This is a genomic window from Enterobacter sp. Lyrl_3 (assembly GCF_051948675.1).
In the GTDB taxonomy this organism is placed as follows: domain Bacteria; phylum Pseudomonadota; class Gammaproteobacteria; order Enterobacterales; family Enterobacteriaceae; genus Enterobacter; species Enterobacter cloacae.
The window spans coordinates 534,442-552,338 of record NZ_JAYJLI010000001.1 but is presented as its reverse complement, the minus strand read 5'-3'; the positions used below and the strand labels follow the sequence as shown (position 1 = coordinate 552,338).

Below are 17,897 nucleotides of genomic sequence, written 5' to 3'. Positions count from 1 at the left end.
ATTTGCGGCGAAATTACACAGCAGGATGCGCCACCCACGGGCAGGCGGCGCAGTTGTTTAGAATAGAACGGAGTAGTTCAGACCAAACGTGCGGCCACGGCCTTTATAGGTATACAGACCCGGTGCGCCATACGTTGGGCTATACAGCCCCGGTGCGCGCTGTCCCCAGGCGGTGGTGTAGTCTTTGTCCAGCACGTTTTCCACGCTGAAACTCACTTTACCCACCGGCAGGGCGTAGCTGCCCAGGAAATCTACCGTGTTATAGCCATCGATCTTCTTACCGTCGGCATCAGAGACGTCAAAGGTCTGGGTACTCTGCACGCGCAGGGTCCAGTCGCCCGGCGCCCAGTTGACCCAGGCGCTGGCTTTCGACGGGCTGGCGCTGTCTACCGTCAGCTTCTCCCATTTACCGTTTTCACGGGTTTCAGACTTAATGGCGTTAAAGTTCGCGCCGGTGCTCCAGTCGCTGTCGGTGAAGAAATAGTCCACCTGACCTTCCACCCCGTAGATACGACGCTTGTCGTCTTCCAGGTTGATGGTCATATCGGTTTTGTTGATGGTGATGGTTTTATCCGAGAGCGAGTAGTACGCCGCAACCTGCGTGCGCAGGTTATCACCTGTGTAGCGCCAGCCCAGCTCGTAAGCGTTAACTTTAATGCCGTCCAGCGTCGAGTCGTTAACGTTCACGCTATTCAGCAGGCGATAGTGCCCGTCGACAAGCTGATAGGTGCCGGAGCCGTAGTACTTCGCCAGGTCCGGAATTTCAAAGCCCTGAGAGAAGTTAAACCACAGCTGCTGCTGTTCGGTCAGGCGGCCAAGGATCCCGGCGTTAAACAGGAAGTTGTTGTAATCGGTCTTCCCGCCCGGCACCGCGTCTGCTGAGGTGGCTTTCCCGGTGGCGATGGCCTGCTGCTGGGCGTAGCCAACAAAATCATCCACCTTGTTTTCAGTGTACTGGTAACGCACGCCGCCGCTCAGGGTGATGGCGTCAATGTCGTAGCTCGCCTGCAGGAACGGGGCGAGGTTGGTAATGCTGTAACCCGGATAACGCCCCACGTTGTACGCATTGTCCAGCTTCATGCCGCCGCTCGCTGCCGCTTTACTCAGGTCGAAGAACTGCTGGTTGGCGTCGAAGGTTTCATGGTCGGCGTCCACACCCCAGGTGAGCGTCAAATCATCCACCGGCTTGCTGTTCAGGGTCAGCTTACCGCCGTAAAAATCGGTTTTCTGCTGGGAGGCACCGATGCTGGTCACCGTCCCTTTGCTCAGGGTCGGGAACGGGTAGTAGGTCAGGCTCTCGTCACGATAGTAGATCTGCGCGACCAGGTCCTGACCCCAGAAATCGGTATTAGAGTACTGCAGGTTAATCAGATGGCGCTCGGTACCGGGAATACGGTCAGAATCCAGGTTGTTTTTGTTATACGCGGTGGCATCACCCGTAACCGCCGAGAAATTCTTCCCAAGGTACAGGCCGTGTTTGCCATCAGATTCGCTCTTGTAGTACTGGGTGGTTAACTGCAACTGCTGATGATCGTCAATATTGATGGTGCCAGTGCCCATCACATCAATACGGTCAGAATACTGTAACCCGGTCTGGGTGTTATCGATAATCACCTCGTCGCCGTTGCCGTCATACCAGCCGCCGTAACGCTGATAAGAAACGGACAGGCGACCAGACGCATTATCATTGCCGCCGCTGACCGCCGCCGACACGTTCTCATCGTGGTCGTTGTGGCTGTTAAACCCGCTTTTTGCCCCGGTCTGGAATTCGACTTCCGTCTCCGGCTGACCTTTTTTGGTGACGATGTTCACCAGGCCGCCGGTACTGCCGCCGCCGTACAGTGAAGTAGCGCCGGAAATCACTTCTATACGGTCGATGTTGAACGGATCGATAGAGTCAAGCTGACGGCTGTCGCTGCGGGAGGAGTTCAGACGCACGCCGTCCACCATCACCATCATTGAACGACCGCGCAGGTTCATACCGTAGTTGGTGCGCCCCTGGCTGCTGACGTCCATGCCCGGGATCAACTGCGCCAGCACGTCTTTAATCTCTTTCCCGCCCTGAACCTGCTGCTCAATTTCCGCACGCTCGATAACCCAGGTGGTCTGCGCCATCTCCGCCACGCTGCGGTGTGCGCGGCTTGCGGAGACAACGATATTTTCTTCCTTTTGTTCTTCTGCCCACGCAGAGGTCGAAAGCATGGCAAGCAAGCACGGATTTAAAACCCAAAGATGAGAACGTTTCATTGTTATGTTGATCCTGATTGTGTGTGTCAGTACTCGGTGGTCTGTGCTAATGATTTAAAAACCTGGCTGTTATCCGTGCTGGTGGTGCTACGCCAGTGGATCACGCCGGGGGTAGTAGCCAGCTCAAACGGCTCGTCATCGTGCGCGCGATTGAGAATTCGCGCGGCGCGCCAGGCCATCAGGCTGAGCTGGGGTTCGGCAATACCGAGACGGTGCATCCCGGCATTCACGGCAAACAGGCGGTTGCTCTGCGGGCCGTCCCATTCAAGGGTGAAATCGTTGTTGATGTGAAAAGCTTCGTCGGCATCCAGGTGCAGACGATGGGAGAGTGGCGCCAGAAACGCAGGCTGCGCGGCGCGGTAGCCCGTGGCAAAGATCACCACGTCGCTCTCCAGCTGTTCACGGCCACCGTCGAGGTGATGCTGTAGCGTCAGGCGTTGCCCGTTTTGCAGCCGCGTGAGTGCGGTTACCGAGCGGGACGGCATCAGGTGCGCCCAGGGTTTTTCACGCAGCACTTCAAAGCGGTGATACATGGCGCGGTAAATTGCCAGCAGGGACTCGGTGGTGATACCGTCAGAGGTCATCTTCTGCTCGTGCAGCATCTGCCGACGGGCCTCTTCACCAAGTGTGGAGAAGCTGTCCACGTACTCCGGCGTGAAATACTCGTTGGCAAATGCGGCCTCATCCAGGGCGTTGTAGTTGTTGCGGCGCGACACCCAGTTCAGGCTCAGCGGCTGACCCCACTCCCCGCGGAAGATATTCAAAAACAGATCGGCACCGCTCTGGCCGCCGCCAACGACGGTCACCCGTTTGCCCGCCAAATCTGGCGTGCGCAGCATCATCTCGCTGGCGTGGAAGCAGCTGTCATCCTGCGCGGTCACACAGTCGGGGAGGTTGATCTGTTTACCAATCCCCACGCAGACGTGGCGCGCCAGGAAGCGATCGCGCTGGGTTACTACCTCAAACAGGCCCTTTTCCTCATCAAAACTCACCTGCTGCACCTGCTGGCTGAAGGCGAGGTTGGTGAGGTTATCCGCCGCCCAGCTCAGGTAATCAGCAAACTCCTCGCGGGAGACGGTGCGCTTCTCGGTGGTCAGAAAACGGTAGAACTTTTTACGCTGTACCAGGTAGTTCAGAAAGCTATGGCGGTTGGTCGGCTCCACGGCGCTGACCAGATCCTTCAGGAAGCTGGTTTGCATGTGGCAGTCCGGCACCATCATCCCCGGGTGCCAGGAGAAATGCGGCTTACGTTCAAGAAACAGTGAACTGAATCCGTCCAGCCCCTCTGCAAGGGCAGCGATGCTGAGGTTAAACGGGCCAATACCAATGCCGATGAAATCATACGTTTTCATTGCGCTGACTCCTGGGAGACCAGAAAAAGGGGGTTATCGAGATCGCAGACGTAGTTCGGCAGCATGCGGCTGCCACCGTCGTGTTCGGAGAAGGTGAGTTTGACCGGGTTGAGGATCACGCGAATGATCTGCGGCTTAAACAGGTCGAATTTCGCGAAACGTTCTGCAAGTTCCGGATGCGCGGCCATATAACGGCGTAAAACCTGCGCCAGGATCTGGTAGAAGCGGGTTTCGCTGACGCCGCTTTGCTGCGTGAGACGCGAGATAAAACGCAGCACCGTCACGAAGTTGCCGGTTTGCAGATCATGGATGATGTACTCCGCGCTCAGGCGCGCCGTGACGGCTTTCACCTGTTGCGGCAGGCTTTCCGCCTGCGGGAAATCTTCATCAACCAGCCGCATATCACCCTGGAAATCCTTCAGCAGGATGCGCTGCGGCACGTAGTCTTTCATCACCAGCGTCACGTTCTGGCCGTGGGCGATGAGCGCCACGCCGTAGCGGCAGAGCAGGTGATAGAACGGGATCACCGTGGCATCGAACAGTTTTTCCAGCCAGGCTTCGGCAGTTAATCCGGAATGGGCAATCCACGCGTCAATCAGCGGGCGTCCGGCGTTGTCGGTCTCCATCAGCGCCGCCATCAGCACCGCCTGCTCGCCGTCCTGCAGATAGCAGGACGGGTTTTCGCGCCAGATCACGCCCAGCATCTCCTGATAGCGATAGGGCGCTTTCGGTAGTGCGGCGTAACCGGTATGCGCCAGATATCCGGCGGCGGGTTCGCCAAGCACCTGCGCGCCAGAGCGGGTGAGAGTGGCGTCGCTGGCAAACTGCTGCTGTAACCAACGCGAAGCCAGCGGACCGGCGGCAATGTACTTGCCCGGAATGCCGCGATAGCAGGAGGTGTTGTAGATGGTCAGCGGCAGCTTGATGTCATACGGCGCGCGGCGGCTGGCGTTGGTCAGCGTGCGCAGGGACTGTTGGGCCAGATACTCATCGCCAAATTCCCCCAGCTCTACCATCTCACCGCGCGCGAGCTGGGCCAGGAAATGGACGGCAATTTTTTGCTGCCACTGCCACGGGTGCAGCGGCACCGGCAGCCAGCTGTCGTCAAGCTTCAGCGCATGCCAGCGGGCGTCAAAGCGCGCGCGCTCGGCACTGTCCATGGTGCTGGCGAGCAGGGTGTTGATATCGCAATCGACATCGCTGCTCCAGACCAGATGCTCGCGCTGCACGGCAACCCAGTGCAGGAGAAAACGGCCACGGTATTCCGGCGCGTACTGGCGCAGCGCATCCGGGCCCCAGCCGCGGCGTCCCTTGTTAAAAATGAACTTGGGATGGCCGCTCATCAGACACTGGAGTTCGTCCGGGTCGAGATGAATAAGCGCGTCGGCATCGAGCGTCTCTCGCGCCTGCAGCAGCTGCATGTCGCCCCGCAGCGTGGCGTAAAGATCTTCCAGATGCTCTGCCGTTTGTGCGTCGCTCATCTCCAGCACCGTCGCCAGCTGCAAAAATGCGCTTTCCGCTTCCACGGCGGCACCGCTGGTGGTGGTCAGACTGGCGGGATCGATATGTAACCAGCCCCAGATGCCGCGCGTGGCGCGAAACTGCCATGTTTCGCTGCCCATGGTGATTTGCCAGCGGTCAGCGGCCAGCGGCTCGGCGCTCAGGGTACGTTCGTATTCCAGCTCGGCGAGGATCTTCGCCACCATCTCGCGGTTCACTTTTTGCCAGAGTGCGTTCACAGTCCCACCTCGCTGAAGAAGCGGTGACGCTCGCTCATGATGAGGCGCGAACGTTTATGCGGGAAGTCGAACTCTTTAACGGTGTCGAAACCGGCAGAAGCCAGATGACGGAACAGGCGCTGATTGTCGAAACGTGGCTCAGCGACAATGCGCGTCGTGCGCGGTTCATCCAGCCACAGATAGTGGCTCAGACCGCGCAGCCAGCTACGGATATACTGCGCGCCGCGCCAGTTCTCTTCGCCGACCAGCATATGCAGCCCACGGTCAAACGGCTGCCAGCGATAGTGGCGTCCGATACGGTCTTCTGCGGCCCAGTAGAGTTCAAAATAGCCGAACGGCTGATCGTCAAAGCAGCCGATAACCGGGTAGCAGTACGTCGAGTCGAGCTGACGGCGCAGGTAGTTTTCCTGCTCTTCCTGAGGACCGGCCATCTCCCAGAACGCATTAACGCGCGGGTTGTTCATCCACTGGGTAAAACGCTCACCGTCCAGCGCCACGTCGGCCACGCGGAAGCTCAGGGTGCGTTTAATTTGTGCATCGTAACGGCGATAGACTTCCCCTTGCGGACGGTGAGGGCGCTGCGGGAAGTAAAGCTGACGGCTCTCATCGAATTGCATGCCACCGCTGGCCTGCGGACGCTCCCCCTGCAGCCACAGCGGCAGCTGCCAGAAGGTCTCACGGGCCAGATAATCGCCACTGGCAAGCGCGAATAACGCCTGCGCCTGTGGTTCATCCTGCCAGGCTGCCCACGGCAGCGTGATGCCGGTCAGTGCCGGTGCGGCGACAAACAGCTGATCCAGCGCCTCGACCAGCCAGCCGTCCGGGATATCGCGCAGGCGCTCCAGCACCGCGCTGCCGTCGAGGCCTAATGTCAGCGGCAAGGACGTGTCCGTTGCGGTGCAACGAAAGCCGTAGCCGGAATGGACGATATTCGCGTTAGCCATCACGCCTTCTCCTTGTAAAACGGGTTGCTAAAGTCGAAATAGATCACTGCCGGATCGGCAATCGTGTTTTCGTTGCGATCGTGCAGGTAGCAGAAAAAGTTGCCTTTACAGTTCCAGGTCGGGCTGTCGAGCACGTGGTCGAGGCAGCGGGTCTGCTTCGCGGTCTGGCGCAGGCTGGCCAGCGCGTCACGCACCCGTGACATCAGGCTCTCTTCGCTGTCGAAACCTGCGGCAGCGAGGGCGGCGGTGACGGCGAGTGTAGAGTTCAGCAGCAGGTAATACGGGAAGTAGCGCAGCAGCTGGCTCTCGCCGAAGCGGTTTTCCACCTCGCTTTCACCTGCCTCTTTCAGCCACGCGTCGGCCCCTTCGGTCCAGGCGCTGCCCTGGCAATCACGGTAGATAAGCCCGACCGGGAAGTCCTGCTGCATCTCCACAAGAATGTTTTGCTGATGTGCCAGCAGGACCAGACCGTAATCGGCTTCGGCGCTGAACAGCGGAAGGAGAACGCGGTCGCAATAGGCGTCCAGCCAGCAACGCGCGGCCTGGGCAAGGGGGAGATCCAGACGCTGGCTCAGACGGCGGACCGCAGCCGCCAGCAGGCTGTCACCGCCGTCCGGCGCGGCCTGCGTCAGGCTCACCAGCACGTTGGTTTGCGTATCCGGCGTATCAAACAGCAGGTTCACGCGCAGCGCCATCAGGCTCTCTTCCTGAATGACGCCGCTTTCGTCACGCAGACCCGCCCAGCCGTCTTCCTGCATCACGCGCATGGTGGGGTAGCGCGCCTGGAGCTCCTGCCAGCGCGCCGTTTTCGCCAGACGCGCCAGACGCATCCCGCGCTTAACCTCTTTCACCGACAGCGTGCGCACGGAGTTTGTCAGGCGCACGCTCAGGGAAAACTTAATCATGTCGCTGTTGGTTTCGCAGTACAGCGAGCGGGAGGAGCTGGTGGGCAGCCACTGCGCGCCCGCTTCGCCCAGATCCTGCAGGGCTCCCTTCGCCACCAGTCGCTGGCACCAGTCCTGACTGAGCAGGTACTCCGCCTGCCACGGGTGCATCGGCAGCAGCCAGCGGGTGTCGGTGAAATGACCGAGCAGTTCAGGGGCGCTCTGGGCCGCGAAGCGCAGCAGGCGTTCACGCAGGGAGACGTTCAGACTCTCGCCAGCGATCAGTTCACTCTCAACCGCAAACCAGCGCAGCGGAAAGCGGGAGGCGAAATCGGGCAAATAGCGGCGGGCTTCGGCTTCGTTAAACGGCTCGTGTGACTTCGGGGCCGGATGGAATGCGTGGCCGACCAGCAGCGCCTGTTCCGCCTCGGCGAACGTCAGCGGCGTGTCGCGCAGGTTTGCCCAGCGGTGACGCAAGTCTATCGCCTGCCAGGTATGGGCATGGCTTTCAAGGGCGCGCTGCTTAAAACGCGCCAGCGTATCGGCATCCAGTGAGCCTTTTACAGCAGGTTTTTCAAGAATTAAATCAACCAGTTGAGGGAAAGTGACGGCGTCACTACGGTCGCTGTCGGTCTGGATGAGCGTTGCCGGGAAGCGATACTGATGATGCTGGGTTGGGGAGAAATAGTGTACTGAAACCCGGATGGCCTGGGTTTGCGAGAGCGGGATATGGATCTGCGATAGCTCATCCGCAGCGGTAGCGGGGAGATAGCGCCAGTCCTTCGTTTCGCGCAACAGGGCGTTTAAAAAACACTGGGCCGCAACGTCTGTACCGGCAGAGCGGGGCAGAGTACGCATAGATGTACCTCATTCCATGACTGATAATAATTCTCGTTATGATATTCATTCTGTTTACAGTCGCAACTATTTTTGCAATATTTGTTTTCATAAACTTCATGATTTCCACACATTTATTGACACTATGTTCACAATTCTATGCGCTCACTTTCCGACACTCTGACCGACAATCTCACCCCGAAAGCGAACTGGCCCCTGGCGTTGTGTGCCGGTTTACTGGGGATTGGGCAAAACGGTTTGCTGGTCATGCTGCCGCAGCTGGTCACGATGACCGGGCTATCGCTCTCCGTTTGGGCGGGGCTGTTGATGTTCGGTTCGATGCTCTTTTTACCGGCTTCGCCCTGGTGGGGACGCCAGAGCGAGCGGCACGGCTGCAAAAGCGTGATGCTGGCCTCGCTGAGCGGCTATCTGGCAAGTTTCTTCGTCATGGCGCTGGTGGTCTGGGCAATGGCGAACGGGATGCTCAATGCCGCCTGGGGGCTGGCAGGGCTTATCCTCTCGCGCACCCTGTACGGCCTGACGGTCTCGGGTCTGGTGCCGGCGGCCCAGACGTGGGCCATTCAGCGTGCGGGTCTGGAGAAAAGAATGACCGCGCTGGCGACAATAAGCTCGGGCCTCAGCTGCGGGCGTCTGCTGGGGCCGCCGCTGGCAGCGCTGATGCTCAGCGTTAACCCGGTGGCACCGCTGTGGCTGATGGCTATGGCTCCATTTATCGCCCTGCTGCTGGTGCTGCGTGAAGTGGCCGATCCACCTTTACCGCCAGTGGCGCAACAGGCGACGCGGCTGCAGGTATCAATGCTGCCTTATCTTATGCTGGCGCTGTTGCTTGCCGCGCTGGTGAGCCTGATGCAGCTTGGTCTGTCACCCCATCTCAGTCCGTTGCTGGACGGCAATGCGGCGCAAATCAGCCATCACGTTGCGCTGCTGCTGAGCCTGGCCGCGCTGGCAACGCTCGCTGCCCAGTTTCTGGTGGTGCGTCCGCAGCACTTTCGCCCGATGACGTTACTTTGCCTGGCAGCGGTGCTGATGGTGGTCGGGCTTGGGGTGATGTGTCTCGCGGATGTGGCGCTGTTCTATGTGGGGATCGTCATTACCTCGCTGGGGGCGGCGATGGCAACGCCCGGCTATCAGCTGCTGCTGAACGACAGATTAACGACAGGCAAAGGGGCGGGGGTGATCGCCACCAGCCATACGCTGGGCTACGGCATCAGCGCGTTGCTGGTGCCGCTGGTGACGCGCGCATTCGGTGAAACGTTTTTAATCGTGGCCGCCTGGGCAATGGCGCTACTGTTTTTAGCCTTGAGCTTTGGGGTACGGTCGGTTGAGCGTACCCCAGAAACAGGGGCCTAGTGGACGTGTCGGAAGGCGGTGCTGCCGGAACCCTCACTTTGGCGCAGACGCTGCAGGGGATCCTGCTGATAAAAATGACAAAAACGTTGCCACAGGGCCGGGAAACGCGGGGCGAACAGCTCCGGGGCGCTAAAGAAATACTCTGACAGCACCGCAAAACACTCGGCCGGATCGGTTGCCGCATAGGCATCAATGCTGGCCGCGCTTTCCCCGACAAGGTCAATCTCATCCTGGATATTTTCCATCGCCGCATGCAGGTCGTGCTCCCAACCGGCGACTTCACGCAGCGGGATCAGCGGAACACCGCTGGCGCGATCGCCGTTGCGGGTATCAAGCTTATGCGCTACTTCGTGGACAATCAGGTTAAACCCGGACGCGTCGAACGAGTCCTGAATATCCAGCCAGTTGAGGATGATGGGGCCTTGCTGCCAGCTTTGCCCGGACTGCACCACGCGCTGGTTATGCACCAGGCCAATATCATCTTCCCACTCGTCATCAACGATAAATGGCGCGGGGTAGATCAGCACTTCGTGGAAACCATCCAGCCACTCGATACCCAGTTCGAGCACTGGCAGGCAGAAAAGCAGGGCGATACGCGCGCTTTTAAGTGCATCCAGCTCAAACCCCTGCAGCGGAACCAGCCGCTTTTGCTGCAAAAAGCGATCCGCCAGTTGAATGAGCTTTGACTGTTCATCCGGCTGGAGGTTGGCCAGCACGGGGATCGCCAGCGCGTCATCCCACGGCAGCGCCACATGTTGACCAGCGTCATTTGATTTCCAGGGCCACTTAATCATCGCTGTGCTCGCAAACTCGTCACGTGTACAAAATTGAAAGGTCAGGTTCCGTTAACATGCCAAAGAACCCGGCATGAAGGCAACTATAAAACGTAGAGATGTGGGAATGGCAGGAGAGGCCAGCCCTCTGCCATTATTCAAACACTTATCCCGTTTCCTTTCAGTGACAAAAATCCCATTGAGACGATCCCCAGCGGAAAACATGGCACAACGGGTGATACAGAGCGTTTATCGACGTTTGATTTCCCCGAGCGCGTCGATCAGTTGCGCCTTCTCCAGCGCTGAGATCTGCTTATCGTTCAGCAACCCGGAGAGCTGGCGGTCCTGCTCTTCACCAAATCCGCCACCGGTCATGATTTGCCGGCTAATCAGGTTCAGGATGGTGTTATCCAGTTGAAGAATTTGTGCTCTTACTTCTGCCAGCGGGCGGGGCTGCCACGCTTTTTCAGGCTGCAAACGCCATCGATCGAGATAGCGGTACTGGATGTTTTTACTGACGGCCATCTGTGTCTGGACAAACGCATCGATACTCTGCGGATCCAGCATGACGTCACGGGCAGCGTCCTGTGCTTTCAGCAGAACATTTTTTTCTCTCGGGAGATCCTCAACGGGAAGATGGTTCGCCGCCTTATAACCCGCCACATCCTTCATCACCTCGAATCGTGTATTTAATGCCTCAGCCAGCTCAGGAAGGGTTGCCGAATTCACGGACGCGGCCAGCGATGAACCACACATTAAAATTGACGAAACCACAACTGCGAAATAGCGCACGGTTATTCTCCCGCAAAGATGAATTGAGCATCTATTATCGCAGCCTGTTTATTACAGGCAATCGTTTATAACGTTAATAAACGGCCATATTTGTAAGCATTTCAGGGGATGGATAGAAATAAAAAATCCTGAAGAATAAAGTCATCGATAGCGCAAATGTCTTTAATCTTATTGCCAAATTTCGCATTTCCAATTGCTATGCCTGGAATATGCTACCGAGCGACATCTTATTCCCCATTTCAGAAATAACATGAAAAATAACCACCCTATGTTCGGAAGAAAATGATGAAAATTTATAAAAATGAGTCAGGCAAATCACCGATGGCAACGTATGGGATACGCTTAACCCCGGTTGCGATAACTCACCGTCACCTGATTACTCAGCACATGCAGCGGCGCGTCGAAACGCCCCCCCGCCACGGAATAATACTCAAAACGAAACGGCCCGGCGGCTGGTATCCCGGCAGGCAGGGGCAGCTCCCCGGCAAAGCCGGGCAGCCTCAGGCAGCGGGTGGTGCTGCACAGGCGAATGCGAAACCCGGCGGGGGTCAGGCCGTCTGTCTGAATCTTCCAGTACACGCGCGAGGCCACTGCGCCAGCGGGCAGGGGTGAGGGGCTTTGCACCGGTTTGCTTTTCAGTACCATTTGCCCCCGGGTCAGCGTGCCGCCAAAGCTCTCTCCGCTCCAGGAACCGTCCGCCGCGACAGCCAGCGGCGACACCAGAAGCAGCGCAAGCACTGCTCTCATCATCCTTTCCCCCCAATCAGATACGTCATCCGCACGTTGCGCTGTGTATTGATCTCCTGGCTGGAGAGCACCGCCAGCTGCGGGAAGATGCGGCGCAGGTAGCGCGACAGCATCAGACGCAGAGCCGGGTTCACCAGCAGCACCGGCGGTGCGCCTAAACCTTCCTGATGCTGCAGTGCCTTTTCGGTCTGCTTCATCAGGTTTTCAGCTATGCCCGGCTCAATCGCGCTGCCGCTCTGGGTCGCCTGGATCAACAGCTGCTCCAGGGAGAGATCCAGCCCAATCAGCTGAATGTCCTCCTCGCCCGGGAACCACTGCTGGGTTATCGCCCGGGAAAGGCGCGCCCGCACGCGGGTGGTCAGCTCATCAGCGTCGCTCTGGGCGGTGGCAAACTCCGCCAGCGTATCGATGATGGTGCGCATATCGCGGATCGGCACGCGCTCGGCCAGCAGATTCTGCAGCACCTTATGCAGCGTGGTCAGGCTGATGACCGCCGGGATCAAATCTTCCACCAGTTTCGGTGAATGTTTGGTGATCTGGTCGAGCAACTGCTGCGCCTCCTGACGACCAAACAGTTCCTCGGTATGGGTGGTAATCAGATGGTTAAGGTGCGTTGCCACCACCGAACTCGGATCCACCACCGTGTAGCCCAGCGTCTGCGCCAGTTCACGGTGAACTTCGTCAATCCACAGCGCAGGCAGACCAAAGGTGGGTTCGGTGCACGGCGTGCCGGGCACTTCGCCCTCGGCACAGCCGGGATTGATCGCCATCCAGCGATCCGGCTGCACTTCCCCGGAACCAATGGTGACCCCTTTAAGCAGGATGCGATAGTGCGTTGGCGCCAGATCCAGGTTGTCACGGATATGCACGGCAGGCGGCAGGAAGCCCATCTGCTGGGCAAATTTCTTGCGAATGCCGCGCACGCGGGTCAGCAACTGACCCTGCTGTTCGTGATCCACCATCGGGATCAGGCGATAGCCCACTTCCAGACCCAGAGTATCTTCCATCTGAACATCAGACCAGGAGGCTTCGTTCACCTGCGCCACCTCAGCGTCCGCCGCATCGGCATCCGCCTGTGCGCCGCCAGTTTTTTTCGCTTCACCTTCGCGGCCGCGCAGCCACCAGGCGACACCCAGCAGCGTGGCGGTAAACAGCAGGAAGACGAAGTTAGGCATGCCGGGGATCAGGCCCAGCAGACCAATCACGCCCGCCGCCAGCACAATTACGCGCGGAGAGGTAAACAGCTGGCCCACCATCTGCTCGCCCACATCCTGGTCGTTGGCAACGCGGGTCACCACCACGCCAGCTGCGGTAGAGATCACCAGACCCGGGATCTGCGCCACCAGACCATCACCGATGGTCAGCAGGGTATAGGTCTCACCGGCTACGCCCACGGACATGTCGTGCTGCATCACGCCGATCACCAGGCCACCGATAATGTTGATCGCCATAATCAGCAGACCGGCGATGGCATCGCCACGCACAAACTTACTCGCACCGTCCATTGAACCGTAGAAGTCGGCCTCCTGCGTCACCTCTTTACGGCGGCGTTTTGCCTCTTCTTCGCCGATCAGTCCGGCATTGAGATCGGCGTCAATCGCCATCTGCTTACCCGGCATCCCGTCGAGTGAAAAGCGCGCGCCCACTTCTGCAATACGTCCGGCACCCTTGGTGATCACCATAAAGTTAATAATGATCAGAATGATGAACACGATGATACCAATGGCGAAATTACCGCCCACCAGGAAGTGACCGAAGGCCTCCACCACCTGTCCCGCCGCTTCCGAACCGGTATGGCCGTTCATCAGGATCACGCGCGTGGAGGCGACGTTAAGCGCCAGACGCAGCAGGGTGGAGAACAGCAGCACCGTCGGGAACGCCGAGAACTCCAGCGTGTTCTGGGTAAACATGGCGACCAGCAGGATCATGATCGACAGCACGATGTTGAAGGTAAACAGCAGATCCAGCACAAAGGTCGGCAGCGGCAGGATCATCATCGCGAGGATGGTCATGATCAGTACCGGCCCGGCCAGTACCTGCCACTGGGTTTCCTTCATGTTGGGTAATCGTAATTTGGTGGCGATATTGGCCATCACTCTCTACTCTCTTGTGCAAAATCCATCCCCGCCGGAACGGGAAGATCTTTAGGTGTCAGCGGACGTAAGCCATAGCCTTTACGCCAGCGCTTAAGGCCATAAACCCAGGCCAGCACTTCTGCCACCGCGCTGTACAGCTCGGCGGGAACCGGTGTGCCGGGGTCACAGTGGCGATACAGGGCGCGCGCCAGCGGCGGCGCCTCAAGCATGGGGACCCGGTTCTCTTCGGCCAGTTCGCGGATGCGCAGGGCGATGAGCCCGCTGCCGCTGGCAACCACCATCGGCGCGCCCATGGCGCCTTCCTGGTACTTCAGGGCGACCGAATAGTGGGTCGGGTTATTCACCACCACGTCAGCGGTGGGGACGTCGCTCATCATTCGCTGTTGCGCCATCTGACGCTGCAGTTGGCGAACCTTACTTTTAATCAGCGGGTCGCCTTCCTGATTTTTGAATTCGTCTTTGATTTCCTTCAGGCTCATGCGCAGCTTTTTGAAGTTGTTCCAGAGCTGGTACACCACGTCGAACGCCACCATCGGGATCAGCGATAAAATAATGACCAGCATGCAGCCCATCAGCAGGGCACTGATATCACCCAGCGCCATGCGCAGTGGTTCATACATCAGGCTGATAAACTTTCCTTTGTTGAACCACAAAAACAGCCCGCCGCCGATGCCCGCAAGCGTCACCTTCAGAATGCTTTTCACCATCTCGGACACCATCTGCCCGGAAAACAGGCGTTTGATGCCGCTGATCGGATTGAGTTTTTTGACGTTAAATTTGAGAGCCTTAGCGCTCATATTCAGGCCGCCAATCAGCGACGGCGTGGCGACGGCGGTCAGAAACAGGCCACCGACGAACGGCAGCAGCGCCAGAAACGCCATCCCAAGAAGCGATCCGGCGTGATGCAGCATCTGCTGCGGATCGCTGACTAACAGCCGGTCAAACGTTAAGCCGTTATGCAGCAGATGCTGCAGCTGTTTTGCCAGCCAGCCGCCCGCCACCAGCAGCAACCCCCAGCCTGCCAGCAGCATCAGGAGGCTCGTCAGCTCGCGCGATCGGGGAACCTGTCCCTCTTCTCGCGCTTTTTGCTTTCGGTGGGGTGTAGGGTCTTCTGTTTTTTCGCTGTCGTTTTGTTCTGACATGACGTTCGCCCGGCGGGATTAGAAGCCGAGTGACTCCAGCAGGTCGTCCACCTGCTCCTGAGACGCTACAACGCCTTCGGCGCGGGTATCGATCTGCGGACCGTTCTTCAGATGCGCGTCACCGGTGGCGGCGCTGGCGTCGCGCTCGCTCATGTTTTCCACCAGCACGCTGATAAGCTCTTTCTCAACGGTCTCAATCACATGCATCAGGCTTTGCAGCACCTGTCCGGTGAGATCCTGGAAGTCCTGCGCCATCATGATTTCGGTCAGCTGGCGGTTGGTTTGCTGGGTCACCGCTGGCACGCCGTGCAGGAAGGCGCGGGTGGCTTTGACCAGCTCGCGGGCATCCTCCAGCGGCTGCGGATGTTCAAACCAGGCGTCCCAGCGCGCGCTCAGCGCAGTGGCGTTATCGCTCAGCCCTTCCTGCAGAGGGCGCGCCACTTCCACGCTGGTCAGCGCGCGATCGGCAGCCTGCGAGGTCTTGCCGACCACATAGTTCAGGCGGTCGCGGGTGTTTGGGAAAGCGTCGGCGACTTCCATAATCGCCTGTTCAAGACCGAGGTTGGCCATGCTGTCGCGCAGCAGACGGGTCAGTTGTCCGATGCGAACAAAAATCTCTGTGGCGTTATCCGCCTGCATATTTAACGGGGAGTTCATAAGCGTTACCCGAGTTTTTCAAAGATTTTGCCAAGCTTTTCTTCCAGCGTGGCGGCGGTAAACGGCTTAACGATGTAACCATTGGCCCCCGCCTGCGCGGCAGCGATGATGTTCTCTTTCTTCGCCTCAGCGGTCACCATAAGCACCGGCAGCTTTGCCATGGTGGCATCGCTGCGAATGGTTTTCAGCAGCTCCAGGCCGTCGATGTTTGGCATGTTCCAGTCGCTGACGACGAAATCAAAACCTCCGGCACGCAGCTTGTTGAGCGCGTCCTGACCGTCTTCGGCCTCGTCAATGTGTTTGTAGCCCAGATCCTGCAGCAGGTTACGTACGATGCGTCGCATGGTGGCGAAGTCGTCCACCACCAGAAAACGCAAATTTTTATCCGACATGGGATTTATCTCCTGAACGTGAGTCGGTTTTGGATGAATTATGTTTATGGAAACTGTCCAGTAAGCACTGGCTGATATCGTCGAGGTCGACGACCTTCTTCGCCGCACCCAGCGCAATCGCCTCGCGCGGCATGCCAAACACCACGCAGGTGGCTTCGCTCTGCGCGAGGGTAAACGCTCCGGTCTGGCGCAGATGCAGCAGGCCACGCGCGCCGTCCGCGCCCATGCCGGTCAGCAGGGCGGCGCTGGCATGCTTGCTGGCCTGACGCGCCACGGAGTCAAACAGCACATCCACTGACGGACGATGACGATTCACCGGTGGGGCATCGCTGAGCCGGACCCGGTAGCCGTTGTCCTGACAGATAACCTCCATATGACGATCGCCCGGCGCAATCAGGGCGGTTCCTGGTCGCACCGGTTCGCCATCCTGCGCTTCACGCACGGCAATCTGGCACAGCGAGTCAAGCCGTTGGGCGAAGGAGTAGGTGAAACCGGCGGGCATGTGCTGGGCAATCACAATCCCCGGCGTGCTGACCGGCAGCGGCATCAGCACCCGACGCAATGCCTCCGTGCCGCCGGTAGAGGATCCGATAGCGATGAGGCTCTGCTGGCGCACGGGGATCCCGGCGAGCACCGGTCTGGCGTCGGGGGCATGCTGCGCCAGCTTCGCGCGGGCGGCGACGCGGATCTTCTCCACCACCAGCTGGCTCCAGCTGTCGATATTCTCTGCGCCGCGATGCTCGGGCTTGGGCAGAAAATCGACCGCACCGTGCTCCAGCGCGGTGAGGGTGGCTTTCGAGCCGCGGGTGGTCAGGGAGGAGATCATCACGACGGGCATCGGGCGCAGGCGCATCAGGCGGGAGAGAAACTCCAGCCCGTCCATGCGCGGCATGTCGATATCCAGCGTCAGCACGTCCGGGTTGAGCTGTTTAATCAGCTCGCGCGCAATAAACGCATCCGGCGCCGTGCCGACCATTTCCATATCAGGCTGCTGATTGACGACCGCGCTGAGCATGTTACGCATCAGGGCGGAATCATCGACCGCCAGCACACGAATCGACTTCACCGTGTGGCCTCCGTCAGTTCATATACCGACTGCCCACGCAGGCGCAGCGGAATATGTGCATGGTTAAAATGTTCCGAATGGCCGACAAACAGCAGGCCGCCCGGCTTGAGCAGACGCGCAAAGCGCTGCAACAGGCGCTGTTGCGTCGGCGCATCGAAATAAATCATCACGTTGCGGCAGAAAATGGCGTCGAACGGCCCGGGAACGGACCACTTTTCATCGAGTAAATTCAGCTGCTGGTAGTGAATGGCGGACAGCAACTCCTGGCGGGCTTTCACCCATTCGCTGTTGTCACCCGCCCCGCGCAGAAAATAGTGACGCTTTTGCGCCAGCGTCAGCGCGCCCAGATCGTTCAGGCGGTAGATGCCCGCTTCCGCTTTTGCCAGCACCTCGGTGTCGATATCCGACGCCCAGATCCGCGGTCCGGCCACCGACGCGCCCAGTTGGTCATTCAGCGTCATGGCGATAGAGCAGGGCTCTTCCCCCGTGGACGCCGCGGTACACCAGACGCGGTAGCCCGATGCGCGCTGGCGCGCATGTTCCGCGAGGATCGGGAAGTGATACGCCTCGCGGAAAAAGGAGGTCAGGTTGGTGGTCAGCGCGTTGATAAAGTTCTGCCATTCCGGATGCTCTGAGTGTGACTCAAGCAGGGCGATATAATCGCTGAACGTGGCAAGCCCCAGCGTGCGCACGCGACGGGAAAGACGATTAAAAATCATCTCTCGCTTTTGCGCGTTAACGACAATTCCGGCGCGCTTATAGATTAATTTCCCGACACGCTGCAATTCGCTGTCAGTCAGAGAAAGCGTATTCAGGGATAAGCGTGCAGAAGTGCTGATAATTTCACTCATAGAATTG

15 protein-coding genes are annotated in these 17,897 nt (G+C 58.8%); 1 reads left to right on the top strand and 14 read right to left on the bottom strand.

Features of this window, described 5'->3' with window-relative positions; all coding sequences use genetic code 11:
• Window positions 1-57: 57 nt before the first annotated feature.
• The 5 genes from VF709_RS02885 to VF709_RS02865 are packed head-to-tail and all read right to left on the bottom strand — an operon-like array spanning window position 58 to window position 8,024.
• Window positions 58-2,247: a TonB-dependent siderophore receptor gene (locus VF709_RS02885; RefSeq protein WP_013097826.1), complete on the bottom strand. Its 2,190-nt coding sequence runs from the start codon at window positions 2,245-2,247 to the stop codon at window positions 58-60.
• A gap of 26 nt (window positions 2,248-2,273) precedes the next feature.
• Window positions 2,274-3,599 (bottom strand): lysine N(6)-hydroxylase/L-ornithine N(5)-oxygenase family protein, encoded by a 1,326-nt coding sequence (locus VF709_RS02880; protein ID WP_440230858.1) that lies wholly within the window; start codon window positions 3,597-3,599, stop codon window positions 2,274-2,276.
• Entirely contained in the window at window positions 3,596-5,338 is a 1,743-nt protein-coding gene (iucC, locus tag VF709_RS02875) for an IucA/IucC family protein (RefSeq protein ID WP_149896237.1), read from the bottom strand. Before iucC ends, VF709_RS02880 begins: the two co-directional genes overlap by 4 nt.
• On the bottom strand, window positions 5,335-6,282 hold the full coding sequence (locus tag VF709_RS02870; RefSeq protein ID WP_023620165.1) for a GNAT family N-acetyltransferase: 948 nt from the start codon (window positions 6,280-6,282) through the stop codon (window positions 5,335-5,337). Before VF709_RS02870 ends, iucC begins: the two co-directional genes overlap by 4 nt.
• Window positions 6,282-8,024, bottom strand: coding sequence for an IucA/IucC family protein (locus VF709_RS02865; RefSeq protein ID WP_149896238.1), 1,743 nt, complete (start codon window positions 8,022-8,024; stop codon window positions 6,282-6,284). The genes VF709_RS02870 and VF709_RS02865 overlap by 1 nt, the downstream gene beginning before the upstream one ends.
• Window positions 8,025-8,162: 138 nt before the next feature.
• Between VF709_RS02865 and VF709_RS02860 the strand changes: the two genes are divergently transcribed.
• Window positions 8,163-9,374 carry an MFS transporter gene (locus VF709_RS02860; protein ID WP_149896239.1) on the top strand — a complete coding sequence of 404 codons (1,212 nt, stop codon included), beginning with the start codon at window positions 8,163-8,165 and terminating at the stop codon, window positions 9,372-9,374.
• Here VF709_RS02860 and mtfA read toward each other — a convergent pair.
• The 9 genes from mtfA to VF709_RS02815 form a co-directional block, all read right to left on the bottom strand.
• Entirely contained in the window at window positions 9,371-10,168 is a 798-nt protein-coding gene (gene mtfA / locus VF709_RS02855; protein WP_048971594.1) for a DgsA anti-repressor MtfA, read from the bottom strand. The two genes, VF709_RS02860 and mtfA, sit on opposite strands and share 4 nt — an antisense overlap.
• Before the next feature lie 228 nt (window positions 10,169-10,396).
• Complete coding sequence (locus VF709_RS02850; RefSeq protein WP_045292619.1) at window positions 10,397-10,939, bottom strand: chorismate mutase; 543 nt, start codon at window positions 10,937-10,939, stop codon at window positions 10,397-10,399.
• 342 nt (window positions 10,940-11,281) lie between these two features.
• Window positions 11,282-11,689, bottom strand: a complete 408-nt coding sequence (locus VF709_RS02845; protein ID WP_044158142.1) for a flagellar protein FlhE — start codon at window positions 11,687-11,689, stop codon at window positions 11,282-11,284.
• Window positions 11,686-13,779 (bottom strand): flagellar biosynthesis protein FlhA, encoded by a 2,094-nt coding sequence (gene flhA, locus VF709_RS02840; protein WP_045903253.1) that lies wholly within the window; start codon window positions 13,777-13,779, stop codon window positions 11,686-11,688. Before flhA ends, VF709_RS02845 begins: the two co-directional genes overlap by 4 nt.
• Window positions 13,779-14,924 (bottom strand): flagellar biosynthesis protein FlhB, encoded by a 1,146-nt coding sequence (flhB, locus tag VF709_RS02835; protein ID WP_149896240.1) that lies wholly within the window; start codon window positions 14,922-14,924, stop codon window positions 13,779-13,781. The genes flhA and flhB overlap by 1 nt, the downstream gene beginning before the upstream one ends.
• A gap of 18 nt (window positions 14,925-14,942) precedes the next feature.
• The gene (cheZ, locus tag VF709_RS02830; protein WP_149896241.1) at window positions 14,943-15,581 is read right to left on the bottom strand and encodes a protein phosphatase CheZ; all 639 of its coding nucleotides are present in this window, start codon (window positions 15,579-15,581) and stop codon (window positions 14,943-14,945) included.
• Between the two features lie 5 nt (window positions 15,582-15,586).
• Window positions 15,587-15,973, bottom strand: a complete 387-nt coding sequence (gene cheY, locus VF709_RS02825) for a chemotaxis response regulator CheY (protein ID WP_013097813.1) — start codon at window positions 15,971-15,973, stop codon at window positions 15,587-15,589.
• Complete coding sequence (locus tag VF709_RS02820) at window positions 15,963-17,039, bottom strand: protein-glutamate methylesterase/protein-glutamine glutaminase (RefSeq protein ID WP_149896242.1); 1,077 nt, start codon at window positions 17,037-17,039, stop codon at window positions 15,963-15,965. The genes cheY and VF709_RS02820 overlap by 11 nt, the downstream gene beginning before the upstream one ends.
• Complete coding sequence (locus VF709_RS02815) at window positions 17,036-17,890, bottom strand: CheR family methyltransferase (RefSeq protein WP_149896243.1); 855 nt, start codon at window positions 17,888-17,890, stop codon at window positions 17,036-17,038. The genes VF709_RS02820 and VF709_RS02815 overlap by 4 nt, the downstream gene beginning before the upstream one ends.
• Between the last annotated feature and the right edge of the window lie 7 nt (window positions 17,891-17,897).

Excerpts from the sequence above, each read along its gene's own strand:
- VF709_RS02845 (WP_044158142.1), bottom strand. The coding sequence starts at position 11,689 with ATGATGAGAGCAGTGCTTGCGCTGCTTCTGGTGTCGCCGCTGGCTGTC.
- flhA (WP_045903253.1), bottom strand. The coding sequence starts at position 13,779 with ATGGCCAATATCGCCACCAAATTACGATTACCCAACATGAAGGAAACC.
- VF709_RS02880 (WP_440230858.1), bottom strand. The coding sequence starts at position 3,599 with ATGAAAACGTATGATTTCATCGGCATTGGTATTGGCCCGTTTAACCTC.
- VF709_RS02870 (WP_023620165.1), bottom strand. The coding sequence starts at position 6,282 with ATGGCTAACGCGAATATCGTCCATTCCGGCTACGGCTTTCGTTGCACC.
- VF709_RS02815 (WP_149896243.1), bottom strand. The coding sequence starts at position 17,890 with ATGAGTGAAATTATCAGCACTTCTGCACGCTTATCCCTGAATACGCTT.
- flhB (WP_149896240.1), bottom strand. The coding sequence starts at position 14,924 with ATGTCAGAACAAAACGACAGCGAAAAAACAGAAGACCCTACACCCCAC.
- cheZ (WP_149896241.1), bottom strand. The coding sequence starts at position 15,581 with ATGAACTCCCCGTTAAATATGCAGGCGGATAACGCCACAGAGATTTTT.
- mtfA (WP_048971594.1), bottom strand. The coding sequence starts at position 10,168 with ATGATTAAGTGGCCCTGGAAATCAAATGACGCTGGTCAACATGTGGCG.
- cheY (WP_013097813.1), bottom strand. The coding sequence starts at position 15,973 with ATGTCGGATAAAAATTTGCGTTTTCTGGTGGTGGACGACTTCGCCACC.
- VF709_RS02885 (WP_013097826.1), bottom strand. The coding sequence starts at position 2,247 with ATGAAACGTTCTCATCTTTGGGTTTTAAATCCGTGCTTGCTTGCCATG.
- VF709_RS02860 (WP_149896239.1), top strand. The coding sequence starts at position 8,163 with ATGCGCTCACTTTCCGACACTCTGACCGACAATCTCACCCCGAAAGCG.
- VF709_RS02865 (WP_149896238.1), bottom strand. The coding sequence starts at position 8,024 with ATGCGTACTCTGCCCCGCTCTGCCGGTACAGACGTTGCGGCCCAGTGT.